Consider the following 15631-nt stretch of genomic DNA (forward strand, 5'->3'; position numbering starts at 1 on the left):
ATTCAAACACAATAGGATGTTATCAAAAATGAAAAAATGGTTAGCCTCTCTTTTTAAAAAAGGACAAGAAAATTATCCTGTCGTTTGGAATACGAATATCACGCCAATCTATCAGCATTTATTGCCTTGGATAAACGAATTATCCCCACTCCCTGAATCACTGTCTGAGCTCCCAGATACAACTGAAGTCGATGAAAATACAATTCGTTGGGCTAATGGCGCTGAAGATGGTGTATTCAGCCACCACGGAATGGGGGCTTCTGAAATCACTGCTAGCGAAATTTACACTTCACTAAAAAGAGCGCTGGAGAAAAACGACAAAGAATCGGTTTATCATTTCTATCAGCAAGTCGCCGAACAAAGCCCGTTATCTTATATCGACGATCTAATCCATTTAATCGTCGATAAACAAGAGATCCATGCGCCAAAATTGGAAGCCTTTACCGACTGGTTACTCCACAATAGCCCCGATACTAATGTGGTTAAATTGGCCATTTCCTTTACTGTGTTTTTTCCAAGTGATGAACGCCTTAAGACACTTTATTGTCTTGCTTGCCATGATGAGTTCACGCTTTACACTATTATCCCAATCCATGCGATGCTCACATCCACATCTGACTATGATGCAATGTGGCTAAAGTTAGCAAAACGTGTTGAAGGCTGGGGGCGCGTACATCTTATTGAACATCTACCCGATGAAATAAGTGAGGAAACCAAGCAATGGATACTGACTACAGGCTATCAAAATAGTGTTATGGTTGAATATACCGCTTGGCACTGTGCAACCTATTGCCACTTGGCAGATGCATTAGAAACACAAAATGATAGCCAATTATTAGTAGCCTCATCCGATATTATTCAAGCGTTGCTAGGCGGTGGGCCGGCACGTGATATCAATGACTATGATGATGCTTTTCGTTGTTGCTTCAATTACTTGAGCCGCATTTTAGAACAAGATTATTTATTAGACTATTATTTTACTGTACTCGGCATTAATGATTATTTTCAAGAAAATAGCGAGAAATTTGAAAATAGCACAGCCATCACTTCATTAGCACAAACTATATTGGATAACCCTATATGGGATAAATTAATCGCTCAAGGTTTAAATAGTGATGATGATATCTTATTCCGTAATAGCACCAGTATAGCCAGAGCCCGTGGTCAAGATATCTTCCCTTATCTATACGAAAAACAGTTAAATCACCCTGAGAATGATTTGTGGTTTGAGTTAATGAAAACGAACGATATAGACCAAGTCAAACAAGTGATAGCCTTAGCAGAGCAGCAGCTCCCATTAGAAGCAATATCGACAGGGCCGAGTGATAGCCTTGGTCTTGGTGCTGGCTATGTACAACATGGAAAACTTGATTTTATTTTACAAGAATTACCGCGTTTTCCTGGTGTCGGTTTATCTATGATCCTCTGTGGGTTGCAAAGCCCTGTAGTGCGTAACCGTAATATGGCTCTTAGGGCATTAGCGAATTGGAAAAGAGAAGATTGGCCTCAAGACTTAGAGCCATTGCTGACTCAATGTCATGCCATTGAGCCGGATAACGAAGCCAAGGCAAGATTTGCAGCCCTCTTACGGGGCGAGCCACTTGAAGATTAATAAAATCAGGCTAGTTGACTTCAAACAGCCTGATTTTATATTCAGTTAAATTGAGTTTTTATTGAGTGAAGTAATGTTGGGAATTCTGTATACCCTTCTCTATCAAGGAAATGCCCAGCTTCTTCCTCAATAATCACTTCGGTTTGTAATGCCTTGGCGAGTGTTTGTGATGATTGTGGTGAAACGACCCAATCATTGGTAGAGATAATTGAAATCCTTTTATCTGCTATATCAATTAAATATGGGTAATCTAATCGGCTCAACGTGTGAGGCTTTAATTCAGGTAGTGTGCTTTGCTCCTGATCAAAACCCGCTACTAAAATATAGCCACCGACTTTATTGCCTTTTGCGACCTGCTGCTCTAAAAAGCGCAATACGGTCACACACCCTAGGCTATGCCCAATAAATAGGGTATTTTCATCAATCTCAATTGCTAAGTTTTTGAGATGTTGTTGCCACTTTAATGGCTCGGGTGATAGCGGTTCAGGCATTTCAGGTACATACACTAACGCGCCTAACGACGCTAACTCAGCCTTTAACCATGGAAACCAGTTTTTTTCTGGTGAAGCGGTATAACCATGCACAATGACAAACTTCTTACCTTTCAATGACTCATTTTGAGAAACGTCATTTGCCATTTTTATTTCTCCATAACCCTAATCAGTTGGCATATACTATACCATGCATAGTTTAATGGTTATTTAGAATTTTTCGTTATATCTAGGGCGAAAATAAACTCATCTTCCCACATATCTTGTGCATCATTCATTACATCAATAATATCCGAGAATTCTATCCGCTGAGTTGATGTCATGTGGCTAAAAACAATGGTAATAGGCAGCTCTAGCCCCGCAGAGACCATATCCCAAAGGGCATCAAGATTGTGACCAAACCAATTTGGCAGCGAGAACCGTTGTGAAAATTGCAAATAAAAGTCTTCAACTGTTTTGATCTGCCGAAAGTCAAAAACTATTTTTTGGTTCATCGCTGCTATCTCTTAGTTTACCTGCTGGAAGCTTTTATAGTGATCTGTAGTGACATAAATCATGCCATCGGAGGAGTATAGCAAACGGTCTGCACCGCGGTGCCCACAGTTGTAATTGATATCAGCCTCATACCATTGACGATTCGGAGCGATGGGTAACCGCTTCTCTCGATTAGAGAACCTATCTCCCCCAATCGCTTTCCCAGGTAGCACATCACACAGGTTCCCCTGTTTCGGCTCCCAACCAGCCTGACGAGCCGCTTTTTTCGTGATGTAAAAACTCGGCAATTGCTGATGTTTTTGCATATAGCTCACCACATTTGCCTGTTTGGTTAGTTCATCAATTTTCTGGGGATGCGGCTGTTGTTCTGTTGTTTGCGCTGGCACTGAAACAGGCCTTTCGGCCTGTTTTTTGTCTTGTTGTTCACCCGCATTAAAATATAAGCTAAGCGCGATCAAGACCGCCATCAACAGCATTGAAATAATCCGTTTATTCATTGCTTAATTCCAATTTATGCGGTGCCGCCAACAGTCATTTTATCCAATTTCAGTGTCGGTTGCCCAACACCAACAGGCACACTTTGCCCTTCTTTTCCGCACACACCCACTCCCTTGTCGAGCGCAAGATCGTTACCTACCATGGAGATTTGCTGCATTGCTTCAACGCCAGAACCAATGAGCGTTGCGCCTTTAACCGGAGAGGTAATTTTGCCATTTTCAATTAGATAAGCTTCAGAAGTTGAAAAAACAAACTTACCGGAAGTAATATCAACCTGACCACCACCAAAATTAGGTGCGTAGATGCCTTTATCCACGCTAGAGATAATCTCTTCAGGCGTTGACGTACCTGACAACATATAGGTATTGGTCATACGAGGCATTGGTAGGTGCGCATAAGATTCACGACGCGCATTTCCGGTTGGTGCGACCCCCATTAAACGTGCATTCAATTTATCCTGCATGTAATTTTTCAAAATACCATTTTCAATCAAGATATTATACTGACCCGGTACACCTTCATCATCGATGGCTAAAGAGCCTCGACGGCCTGCAATTGTGCCATCATCAACGACAGTACAAAGAGGAGATGCAACCAGCTCACCAATTTGCCCTGAGAAAACAGACGTGCCTCGACGGTTAAAATCACCTTCTAAGCCATGTCCTACCGCTTCGTGAAGCAATACGCCCGGCCAGCCTGCCCCCAATACAACAGGCATCATACCAGCTGGCGCTGCAATCGCTGACAGATTAACCAGTGCCATACGTACCGCTTCTTTCGCATACTGCTCTGCAAGCACTTGTCCTTGATGAATTTCAAGAAAATATTCGTAGCCATAGCGCCCGCCGCCGCCGCTAGCACCGCGCTCACGCTTACCTTCATGCTCCACCAGCACACTGACAGATAAACGAACTAATGGGCGAATATCGGCCGCTAACGTACCGTCCGTTGCTGCTACTAATACTTGCTCATAAACACCCGTTAGGCTTGCATTGACTTCGATCACTCGCGGATCTTCTGCTCTTGCAACCTGATCAATACGGTGCAATAACGCAATTTTGTCCTCTCGTGACAAGCTTTGCAGTGGATCCGTTTCTGAGTATAGCTTCTTGTAGCCCACTTCAGTCAAAATTTGTGATTTACCGTTACCTTGCTCGCTGACGATGCTACGTGCCGCAGTCGCGCTTTGCTGTAACGCCATCAACGAAACCTGATCGGCATAGGCAAATCCCGTTTTTTCGCCACTTATCGCTCTAACACCGACGCCTTGGTCAATGTTATAAGAGCCGTCCTTGATGATGCGATCTTCTAATACCCACGCTTCGTGGTAGCTTGATTGAAAATAGAGATCCGCATAATCAATTTTACGCTCAGATAACAAGCCTAGTGTGTCGTACAGTTTTTGATGGTCAAGACCATTGGCGGCCAGCAAATGTTCGCTGACAGAAGCTAAACTCATATTGGTTACTCTTTTATTGTGTCTTTTTTAATCAATGAAGTCAGTTGCGGCCTAAAGCGGTTATGTTTCACCACTCGGATTTGTTCCCGCATCCCACTTAAATTTTCAGTTTGAATATTTAAAACCGTCGATGCTACAGCATCAACGTTCTTTTTCATAACTTTACCCCAACCATCGACGGCTAAGGTGTGGCCCCACGTTCTGCGCGTACCATGTACACCAACTTGAGCGGGCGCTAATATAAAACATTGGTTCTCTATCGCCCTTGCACGCAGCAGTGGCTCCCAATGTGCTTTACCGGTATAACGCGTGAAAGCGGCAGGTACAGAGATAATCTCAGCCCCCTGCTCACGCAAGGCTTGGAATAAACCAGGGAAGCGGAGATCATAACAGATTGTCATACCTAATCGGCCTACAGGCGTATCAACCACCGTGATATGTTCACCACGCTGATAAATAACCGATTCATTATAGGTTCCCTGCTCATCTTCAATATTCACATCAAACATGTGGATCTTGTCATAACGCGCCTGAATCTGCCCTTGGGAATCAATTAAAATACTGCTGCTCGTAATGCGTTCAGGATCCTCACGGCTGATCAATGGCATTGAGCCAATTAAAATCCAGACATTGTAGCGCTTCGCCATATTGGCAATAGCTTCTTGTAAAGGGCCTTGCCCTTCTTTTTCGGCCTGTTTACGGTAAGTCGCCGCATCTGCGAACAACAAGGCATTTTCAGGTGTCAATACTAGCTCAACAGTCTCTGGCAACTGCTTAATTTGCTGCTCAATCTGTGCCAAATTATGTTTCGTATTTTTACCGCTGCATAACTGCAAAAGTGCAACATTGCCATTTTTCATTACTCTTGAGTCTCCTTTAGCTGACGCAATACTTCATCAATTTTGGGTTCATCCAAGCTTCCTGTCACACGGTAACGTATCACAGAAATTTTGCTCCATAGCGGACCTAATACTTTTGATGCAGCAAAAACCGCTGCACCCGCAATCGGGTTAACTGCAAATGCCGTTGCTACTCCTACTGTAGCAGATATTTCGGGCGTCACGACCGCTTCACCGTTAATTTGGCGTTTCACCAAATCAATTTCCCCACTTAACGTAATATCGGCAACTAACCCATCAATGTACACATCTTTTGCTGATAGAATACCATTACGGATCTTGGCATTACCTTTAATTGAGTCAAAGTCAAAGTCATTACTAAAGGTATCGCGAAAATCAAATTGAAGTTTGCGTAATAGTGCATCAAAACTCACTAGCCGTAACAGTTGGCCCGCTCGCCCTCCGCCCATTTTAGCGATCGCGCCTTTACCAAGCTTACTTGATAACGCGCCATTAAGGGTTGCAATATCTGGCGACCAAGGTACATCTTGCCAATTGAGTTCGAAATCAAGCGTATAAGGTGAACCGATAATAGGAACTAAAATACCATAGTAAGCGGCTGTTTCATCAAATTGCTCCCCACTTAAGGAGCCTGCAATTTGTGTACGGTTTTGTTTACCGCTTTGCCATAAAGCATCTAATTTTAATTGAGTGGCGCTATTACTTAATGTTCCACCACTTAGTTGCAATGTATTTCCTTGCGGCTTCAAGTGGGCACTCAATTTCCCTAATTTTTGTCCACCTGCCCAGCAATCTTGGCAATTAACCGTCATTTCAGGCCAATGGCTAAAGTTGAATGAGGAAGAGTCATTGCTACTGGTTGTTTGTTCCCCAGGGAATGCCATTGGGTTGTAATACAGGTAATCGATATTCAGCACCCAAGGCTGTTGAGCAAAAATCTGTAATTCCCCTTTAAGATTTTCGCTTGATACCTTAATTTGCTGCTCTTTAGCCAACAAGTTAAATGAAAGGTCTAAATTTTGCCATGCTTGTCCACCTAAAGACAGGGATGGTGTCTTCACTCTCACTGTTTCAGGTAAGCCAATATTTATCGATTTACCACCTTGATCTGCTGAAAAAAATGTATCGACTGTTTTTAACCATTGTGGGTTAGTAATCACTGGCAAATCAGCAAGTAGCATTGATGACTGCGGTAACTCTGGTGGCTTGCCATTCCATTTTGCCAGAGTGCCTTTTTCTAAACGTAATTGTGGTGCTCTCAGATCCCAACGCGTGTTGAAACCAATACGCCGACCAATATCACCGCCTATATTTAAATGTGTCGATGAGCCTTTAGCTGTTGCATTGACCGTCCCTAACTCTTTAAGTAAGCGATCGTCCAATGCAGGGAGGCGGCTCTTCAGTTTTTTTAAACCAGCGGAGAATTCCACGGCAAGAGCCATATCATCGGACGGCGAATGTGGAAGTGTAATTTCAATATGACTGTTCCAATCGCTGGTTCCCGCCACTTTTTGCTTTAATGAATCAGGCAATTGAGCAATTTTTGCTATATCCCAATTTCCCCCTAGATCCACCTTCACTTGGTAATCTTTAGGGTTATCAACCGTTGAAAAATTGACGTCGACAGGTTGCCCCAGCCATTGTGCTTTTAATTTATCACCGACCAAATCGCCGTTGTTAAATTTAAACTGCCCCGTCAACTCCGTGAGCTTACTGTCGATAGGCTTAATCAATAAATCATTTTTATTCAGATTGATATTCCCTTTCGCGTTAACTTCCTTGCCGTGTGCTAACGGAATAGATAAAGCGAGATCACCTGTTACCATGCCTCCAATTTGCAACTCATCTAACGTATTGCCAATCGAGCTTTTCAGTGGTGTCATACTAAAATACTGCTGTATTTGTGAGCCTGTACCCGCTAAATCAGCCTTAATAAATAGCATTTCATTTTGATAATTCGGAATATCAGCGGTTAGCTGTGTGGCTGTTGCTTCACCTAATTTGACACTGTCTGCACGCATTGCCAGACCTGAACGTTTAAAATCAAGGTTAATGTCTAAATTAGATAAAGCAGGCCAACCTTTATCATACTCAAAGGTCGCTTTGCGTAAGGGCACAAAGACTTGGAACTGGCCATCGTTCTGATTAAATGGGAAATGTTTAGGGTCACCCTTGAAGACGACTGTCGCATCTTTCGCTTGCCCTGCGATGATAGCGTTTGATAGGTAGTCCGCTAGGCTTTCCCCCATCAACTGTTGCGGGAAATAGCGCCACGCTTCTCCCGCATTATCAATATTGACGCCCGCTAAGATGCTCAGGTCAGTATCATCACTTTTTTTCGACTGATAAAAACTAAACTGCCCATTCGCCCATAATGAAGAGGCCTGTATATCCAGTTGGTCGCTCCACAACTTGAATTGATTGTCATCATTTTGCCAATACAGTTGTCCGCGTGCTTTATCAATTTGAAAAGGGGCTTTAAATTGAGGCTCATAGTCAACATAACTCTTATCTAATGTCGCAGAGAGAACCCCTCGCTGCGCATTCCCGACCAAGACACCCGTGAAGTGATCAACCGAAGGGAGTTGTTTCCATTTTTTCCAACTGACATCCTGCCAGTCCATATCAATTTGCGTGTGCTCAAGTTGATCGGGAGTAATATCTAGAGCAAAAACGGATAATAAACCTTTAGGTTGGCGATGCTGCCATTCTTGCACCGTTTCTGGCGTCACAAATGAAAAAGTAGGTAAGATTTCACTAAGCCGCTCTAACTCAATATTTTTAGCTCGGATCCGCCAGTGATCTTTTTGGTGGTATTTCATCGATGAAGGCAGGTAAAGTACCGAAACACTCCCATTCGGCCAAATATATTCATTGGTTTTTAATGTATCTAACTCAGGAATATTAAATAACCAGCCTTCCCCTTGCCTTCTCATGCGGATGAGTAAGTCATTAACTTGTAGGTTTTGCGCTAAAGGGGCTTCCCCCCAATTCGCTTCGCCTTGTCGTAACTGCAAGAGGCCGCTATCAATACGATTATTTTTGATGGTAACCCAAGAGGATAAGCTAAAATTGGCATCGCGCAGCCCAGTATTTTCACGTAACCAGCGACTTAACCATGGCTGCATATCTATATTGTCAGCTTGTAGATAAATGGTGCCGTCGCTCAAGATGCCGTTTTTATCTTTAATATCAATTTTGACTTGCAAAAAACCATGCTGCTTGTTGATCGTTTCTAAGCTAACAAACCCTTGGGCACGGTGGCGGCGTTGCTCATTCAACCAAGTTAATTCAGGTAAAATCAGGGTTGTTTTTTGCTCTGATGGCGTCAGAAAGGTCAGTTGGCTATTTTTGAGAGTAAAATGGTTAAATTGCTTTAGAAATAGCCCTTCAATACTATCACTATCAATGGGTTGTGCGCGGCCTTCAAAACTAAAAGGCACTTTATAATCGACATTGAGCTGGTAGAAAGTGATGTCACGAAAACGCCATGTTAAGGAAAGTAACGAGCTCCAAATATCGAGTTCAACGGCGATTTTGCTGGCTTTTGCATCGACTTCTTCATTGCGAACAACCACATCGGTTAAGGTCAGAACCGGCCCAAACGATTGCCATGCCCCCTCAATTTCACCTATTTGTAAGGTGATATCCGTGTTTTTTTCAATATAGCCAATGATATCTTGCCGGTAATAGTTGATATTCGGTAAGAAGAAACGTAGCCCAGTGAGCAGCAATGCACCAAGCAGCAGCACGATAGCCGTCGTCATCCATACTACCCGTGGCAGTCGTTTCACCCGTTTCTCCTTCACGTAAAAACTACATCATGATGACATCAAACTGTTCCTGACTGTATAACGATTCAGTCTGAACTTTAACCTGCTTACCGACAAAAATTTCCACTTCCGCAAGGGCATGAGACTCGTCACCAGTCAGTGCATCAACCACTGATTGGAAAGCATAAACTAAGAACCTATCTGCATCGATTGTGCGATGAACACGAACAATTTCTCGTAAAATTTCATAACACACGGTTTCAACCGATTTTACTGTGCCACGCCCTTGGCAAGTTGGGCACACATCACACAAAACATGTTCAAGGCTCTCCCGGGTACGCTTACGCGTCATTTCCACTAGCCCTAGCTGAGAAAAGCCATTGATCGTGGTTTTTACTTTATCTTTACTAAGCGCCTGCTCCAAAGAGGCTAAAACACGGCGACGGTGCTCGATATCACTCATATCAATAAAATCGATAATAATAATACCGCCCAAATTTCTCAGCCGTAACTGACGAGCAATCGCTTGGGTCGCCTCTATATTGGTGTTAAAGATGGTCTCCTCAAGATTGCGATGCCCTACAAACGCCCCTGTATTGATATCGATTGTCGTCATCGCTTCAGTTTGATCGATAATCAAATAACCACCTGATTTCAATTCGACTTTCCGATCCATCGCGCGTTGGATCTCGTTCTCTACGTCAAACAAATCAAAAATCGGCTGGTTACCTTGATACAATTCAAGCTTAGCTGTCATTTCAGGAACATATTCTTCAATAAACTCCTGTAACTCCTTATAGGTTAGACGAGAATCCACACGAATTCTATCTAATGAGGCCCCCGCAAAATCACGAATTATCCGGTAAGCGATTGATAATTCGCCATAAATTTTGGTGCGAGTGACATTACGTTTCTTCCGTTCAATGACTTTAGCCCACAAACGTTTGAGAAATGCCGCATCTTGCTTCACTTCATCTTCACCCACCCCTTCAGCAGCGGTGCGTATGATAAAGCCACCATTTTCATCGCAATATTGAGACACGCACTCTTTTAAACGCTCACGTTCACTTTCACTTTCAATGCGCTGTGACACACCAACATGTGAAGCTCCCGGCATAAATACCAGATAGCGGGAAGGCAATGTAATATCTGTCGTGAGCCTTGCACCTTTCGTGCCTAAGGGATCCTTCACGACTTGAACAATCAAGTCTTGGCCTTGTTTAACAAGTTCAGCGATATCTCTAACATGGAAATTCTTTTGCTCATCCCCAGCAATGCACTCGGTATGAGGCATAATATCGGAGGCATGTAAGAAGGCAGCTTTATCCAGACCAATATCAACAAAGGCCGCCTGCATACCGGGCAACACACGGCTCACACGACCTTTGTAGATATTCCCTACAATTCCTCTTTTTGCTTCTCGCTCTACGTGGATTTCTTGCAAAATCCCACCATCAATATAAGCAACGCGCGTTTCAGATGGTGTAACATTTACTAGTAACTCAGCCGTCATGACATCCCCTTACCATCACTTAACGCTAAAAATCGTTGTATTAATTCATCTGTTTCTACTAACGGTAAACCAACAACTGCATGATAGCTGCCATTTATACGCCTTACATAACAGCCACCCTTACCTTGGATCCCATAGGCTCCAGCTTTATCCATAGGCTCCCCTGACTTTATATAATCCTGTATTTCAGTTAAAGATAACTCGCGGAACGTCACATCTGTCACAATCAATGCGCTGAGTGTGCGATCCATATCCGAGATTGCGACAGCCGTCATCACTTGGTGCGTATTTCCCGAAAGGGCTGACAGCATTTCTTGAGCATGCTGTTCATGGCGAGGTTTCTCTAGGATTTGATTATTAAGAACAACAATGGTGTCTGCCCCAATTACCGGGTATTTTTTAGGCGCTATTTTAACCCCCGCCTGTGATTTCTCCCGCGCCAAACGTTGAACATACGCTTCAGGAGTTTCACCCGGTTGCCATTGTTCCTCAACGTTGGGAAGCAAGATATCAAAATGATATCCTAATAGTTGCACAAGCTCTCTTCTTCTCGGCGAACCAGAAGCCAAATAAATATAACTCATAAAACGATATTCCAGAGATAATTGCCAGCCGGTAAAAATCTTAACACACTGAAAACTGACGACGAATTTTCCGTAATAGCAAAAACAGCCATGGCCACAGAATACCATTTACGAGACTATTCCAGAATACTTGAGGGTGGAATAATACCTGAGAAGAGACAAATTCAGCCCAAAAAACAGTCATATCCAGTATGATTGTCAGCAACACAATGATTAAGGCTTGCTGCCACAGCGCCATATTTCTCAGTAATTGGTATTTATAGGAGACAAGATAACAAATAATACTGTATGAAAGGGCGTGAACCCCCAATGCCGAACCTTGAATAGAGTCAACAATAATGCCAAGAATAAAGCTCGTTCCCACACTTACACGGTGCGGTAACGCCATAACCCAGTAGATAAGGATCAAAAGTAACCATGATGGCCGATAAAACGTAAATTGTTCCGGCCATGGGACCAATTGCAAAATCAATGCAATGAAAAAAGAAATCCAAATAATACTGCGACCATTACCGCGATATTCATCCATTTAACTAACCCTCTTTACCCATAGCCATTATACCTTCCTTTATGGTTGGGCTTCTTGAGACATTGATGGAGGTAACGGTGGACCCTGAATTTCACTCGGGTTTGGTAATACTTGTGGGAGCACCTTCATCAGACGCTCATTGGCAGCGCGATAGACCTCTGAAGGCTGTAATGGTGTAACGGCATCGTTATCATTACCCCATAATAGTAACAAATAGCGTAAGCGCTGCAACTCAGCACTTGGCCTTGCGCTAATAATCGTATAAGCCCGCTGAGTATCGTGCTTAACATTAGAGACAACGGCCACAGGGTAGCCTTCAGGGAAACGACCACCTAAACCGGATGTGACCAAAACATCCCCAACGCGAATATCCGTATTTTCAGGCAGTGGCTCTAACTGTAAGTCATCGGCACACCCCGATCCCGCGGCGATCACTCGGATATCATTACGTAATACCTGTACCGGTAGCGCATGGGTCGTGTCACAAATCAGCAAGACGCGACTATTAAATTGGCTAACACCAACGACTTGCCCTACAACCCCTTTATCACTAATGACGGGCTGCCCTTCGTACACATTATCATTTTCACCTTTATCGATAACGACTTGGTCTCGATAAGGCGTGTTCGCTCCCGAGATCACTTGTGTGACCATCATGTGTTCATCTTGACGGAGCGGTGAGCCAAGTAATTCTCTCAGGCGAGCGTTCTCTTGCTTTAATTGTTCGAGCAAAAGACTATCTGCTTTTTTCAACAACAATTCCTGACGCAATGCCTTATTTTCAAACTGGAGTTGTTCACGCGAGGAGAAATTTTCCGAAATATTATCAAGAAATTGACGTGGGCCATTAGCCAAAAAGTAAAATGGGCTAACCGCCGTGTCTAGATAGTTACGGATTTTATTGAAAGGCTCAAAGCGATGATCGATCACGACCAGTGCGATTGCGGCAATAACAGCAATAAAAATACGCAGCTGGAGCGATGGACCTCGCCTAAAAATCGGCTTCATGTATGGCTGTGTTTCACTAAGTTCGGAGGAACAAAAATAGGCAAATCAGCAGCCGGAGCCAAAGCCCCAGCTTGCCTATAGCGTTATTTAGTCATCGCTAAACAGATCGCCACCGTGCATATCAATCATCTCTAGTGCTTTACCGCCACCACGAGCAACACAGGTCAAAGGATCTTCAGCAACGATAACAGGTATACCTGTCTCTTCCATTAGTAAGCGATCGAGGTTACGTAGCAGAGCACCGCCGCCAGTTAATACCATACCGCGTTCTGAAATATCAGAAGCTAATTCAGGAGGGCACTGTTCTAATGCTAACATGACAGCACTAACAATACCGGTTAGTGGCTCTTGCAATGCCTCTAAAATTTCATTTGAATTCATTTTGAAGCCGCGCGGCACACCTTCAGCGAGGTTACGACCACGAACTTCTATTTCATAAACTTCATCAGTTGGGTAAGCAGAACCGATACCATGCTTAATACGCTCAGCGGTTGCTTCACCAATTAAAGAGCCATAGTTGCGACGAACATAGTTAATGATCGCCTCATCAAAACGGTCCCCCCCAATGCGAACAGAAGAAGAATAGACAACACCATTCAACGAAATAACCGCTACCTCGGTAGTACCACCACCGATATCAACAACCATTGAACCTGTCGCTTCAGAAACCGGCAACCCAGCACCAATTGCCGCAGCCATAGGTTCTTCAATTAAAAAGACTTCACGTGCACCCGCACTTAACGCAGATTCACGAATTGCTTTACGTTCAACTTGAGTTGCGCCAACAGGAACGCAGACCAGCACGCGAGGGCTTGGGCGAAGGAAACTATTGCTATGAACCTGTTTGATAAAATGCTGAAGCATTTTTTCAGTTAAGAAAAAGTCTGCAATAACACCATCTTTCATTGGTCTTATCGCTGAAATGTTACCTGGTGTACGCCCCAGCATTTGCTTAGCTTCACCACCAACAGCCGCGACGCTTTTTGGCGTACCTGAGCGGTCTTGGCGAATAGCGACAACAGAAGGTTCATTTAATTTTACGCCTTGTCCTTTGACATAAATAAGGGTATTGGCCGTACCCAAGTCAATTGACAAGTCATTAGAAAACATGCCACGAAATTTTTTAAACATAACGAAAGGGTTATCCTGCAAGCTGGGGACGAATAAAAACCCGTCTACTCTACCAACCACTTGAAGCTGTCTCAAGGCGTTAATGAGCCGCTTCGAAAAATATGGTTAATCCATCTGTTGTTACAGCACAAATGACTGTACATGCCTCTTTAGAAAACGAAGCAGATAACAACCTTTAAAAAGGGCCATTTATTGGTGAGTAAATTTAACTTATTTATGCATAAATTTATCAACAGACAATAGCACTTTGGTTGTTATATACGCCGTCTTCTCTTCCACCCTGTGTTGACAAGTTTTTATAGCTACAAGTTCAAATAATATTTTGTTATTTTTTTTATTGTTGCACATCGACTAGCTTCACAGCTAAACACGTGCATTTTCTGTATGTTAGTTCCATTACTCACTAAAGAAACTAGGTAATGGTACTTATTCACAAACAGAAATCTTCGTAACGTGATATTTTGCACGATAAAACAGTGTTTATGCCAGAAAAAATTACATTTTTACAAATTAATTACAATAGTAATGATACGAGCGTCACAACTCACTCGGTTGCGATAAAGTTGCCATGATAGATATCATTCATTATTCTTAAATTGACTAAAAAATCCCCTCAAAATTAGGAGCGAAGTATGAAAGCCCTCGTCCTACAGAAACACGATGACCAACTCACATCCGATATCCAATCCATTCCCACTGAACAACTTCCTGCTGGCGATGTTATCGTGGATATTTATTGGTCCACATTAAATTATAAAGATGCCCTCGCTATCAGTGGTAAGGCAGGGATTGTACGTCAATACCCCATGGTGCCTGGCATTGATTTCTCGGGTGTCGTACACCACAGCGAAGATCCTCGCTTTAGTGTCGGCCAACATGTTTTACTCACAGGCTGGGGTGTAGGCGAAACGCACTGGGGTGGACTGGCGACACAAGCTCGTGTTCCCGCAGATTACCTCACACCGCTTCCTGAAGATCTATCACTACGCCAAGCGATGATTATCGGTACGGCAGGCTTCACCGCTATGCTCTGTGTCAACGCATTAGAAGATGCTGGGATCACGCCAGAGAGAGGGGAAATTATTGTCAGTGGCGCTAGCGGCGGTGTCGGCTCTACCGCAATACAGCTTTTATCATCGTTAGGCTATGATGTCGTTGCCATCTCAGGACGCGCCGAAAACAGTGACTATTTGCAGCAAATAGGGGCAAAAAGAGTGCTACCACGAAGCCAATTTACCTCCCCGGCCAAACCACTTGATAAGCAACATTGGGCTGGTGCAGTTGATACGGTAGGCGCAGAGGTACTCGCGAATATATTAGCCCAAACACAATATAATGGTGCTGTCGCGGCTTGTGGCCTAGCCGGAGGATTTTCATTACCGACGACTGTCATGCCATTTATTTTGCGCAATATTCGCCTGCAAGGCGTCGATTCTGTTTACTACCCTGCCGCGAAGCGCTCCGCCGTTTGGCAACGCCTCACACAATTACTTCCTGAGTCATTTTATACACAGGTTACCTCAGAAATTACCTTAACGCAGTCCATTGAGTACGCACAAAAGATCTTAAAAAATCAGATAACAGGGCGTACACTGGTGAACATTTCGCGTTCATAATTTGAATTTGTGCGGAGATATTCAGAAATTTGGATTACCGCACAATTCAAAAAATAAATTCG

13 protein-coding genes are annotated in these 15631 nt (G+C 43.5%); 2 read left to right on the plus strand and 11 right to left on the minus strand.

Going from position 1 to position 15631, the window contains the following annotated elements:
* Positions 1-28 precede the first annotated feature (28 nt).
* Positions 29-1612 (plus strand): hypothetical protein, encoded by a 1584-nt coding sequence (locus tag M1E93_RS17310; RefSeq protein ID WP_014657568.1) that lies wholly within the window; start codon positions 29-31, stop codon positions 1610-1612.
* Positions 1613-1653: 41 nt separating this feature from the next.
* On the opposite strand, the gene M1E93_RS17315 is transcribed toward M1E93_RS17310, so the two are convergent.
* The 11 genes from M1E93_RS17315 to M1E93_RS17365 form a co-directional block, all read right to left on the minus strand.
* A complete protein-coding gene (locus tag M1E93_RS17315; RefSeq protein ID WP_014657567.1) occupies positions 1654-2250 on the minus strand; it encodes an RBBP9/YdeN family alpha/beta hydrolase in 597 nt (198 codons plus the stop codon).
* A gap of 59 nt (positions 2251-2309) precedes the next feature.
* Complete coding sequence (locus tag M1E93_RS17320; RefSeq protein WP_004925519.1) at positions 2310-2597, minus strand: barstar family protein; 288 nt, start codon at positions 2595-2597, stop codon at positions 2310-2312.
* Between the two features lie 12 nt (positions 2598-2609).
* The gene (locus M1E93_RS17325; protein ID WP_004925521.1) at positions 2610-3095 is read right to left on the minus strand and encodes a ribonuclease domain-containing protein; all 486 of its coding nucleotides are present in this window, start codon (positions 3093-3095) and stop codon (positions 2610-2612) included.
* A gap of 14 nt (positions 3096-3109) precedes the next feature.
* Positions 3110-4555, minus strand: coding sequence for a metalloprotease TldD (tldD, locus tag M1E93_RS17330; protein WP_104873209.1), 1446 nt, complete (start codon positions 4553-4555; stop codon positions 3110-3112).
* Positions 4556-4560: 5 nt separating this feature from the next.
* Entirely contained in the window at positions 4561-5415 is an 855-nt protein-coding gene (nit1, locus tag M1E93_RS17335) for a deaminated glutathione amidase (RefSeq protein WP_004925524.1), read from the minus strand.
* Positions 5415-9209, minus strand: a complete 3795-nt coding sequence (yhdP, locus tag M1E93_RS17340; protein ID WP_071821175.1) for an AsmA2 domain-containing protein YhdP — start codon at positions 9207-9209, stop codon at positions 5415-5417. The genes nit1 and yhdP overlap by 1 nt, the downstream gene beginning before the upstream one ends.
* Before the next feature lie 22 nt (positions 9210-9231).
* Positions 9232-10701 (minus strand): ribonuclease G, encoded by a 1470-nt coding sequence (rng, locus tag M1E93_RS17345; protein ID WP_426207036.1) that lies wholly within the window; start codon positions 10699-10701, stop codon positions 9232-9234.
* On the minus strand, positions 10698-11285 hold the full coding sequence (locus M1E93_RS17350) for a Maf family protein (RefSeq protein WP_004925534.1): 588 nt from the start codon (positions 11283-11285) through the stop codon (positions 10698-10700). Before M1E93_RS17350 ends, rng begins: the two co-directional genes overlap by 4 nt.
* Before the next feature lie 40 nt (positions 11286-11325).
* Positions 11326-11814 (minus strand): rod shape-determining protein MreD, encoded by a 489-nt coding sequence (gene mreD, locus M1E93_RS17355; RefSeq protein ID WP_004925536.1) that lies wholly within the window; start codon positions 11812-11814, stop codon positions 11326-11328.
* Between the two features lie 39 nt (positions 11815-11853).
* Positions 11854-12822 (minus strand): rod shape-determining protein MreC, encoded by a 969-nt coding sequence (mreC, locus tag M1E93_RS17360; protein ID WP_004925539.1) that lies wholly within the window; start codon positions 12820-12822, stop codon positions 11854-11856.
* Between the two features lie 87 nt (positions 12823-12909).
* The gene (locus M1E93_RS17365; RefSeq protein ID WP_014657562.1) at positions 12910-13953 is read right to left on the minus strand and encodes a rod shape-determining protein; all 1044 of its coding nucleotides are present in this window, start codon (positions 13951-13953) and stop codon (positions 12910-12912) included.
* Positions 13954-14585: 632 nt separating this feature from the next.
* On the opposite strand from M1E93_RS17365, the gene M1E93_RS17370 reads away from it, so the two are divergent.
* Positions 14586-15569 carry an oxidoreductase gene (locus M1E93_RS17370; protein ID WP_036943050.1) on the plus strand — a complete coding sequence of 328 codons (984 nt, stop codon included), beginning with the start codon at positions 14586-14588 and terminating at the stop codon, positions 15567-15569.
* Positions 15570-15631 lie beyond the last annotated feature (62 nt).

The organism is Providencia sp. PROV272 (assembly GCF_049901975.1).
Classification (GTDB): Bacteria; Pseudomonadota; Gammaproteobacteria; order Enterobacterales; family Enterobacteriaceae; genus Providencia; species Providencia stuartii.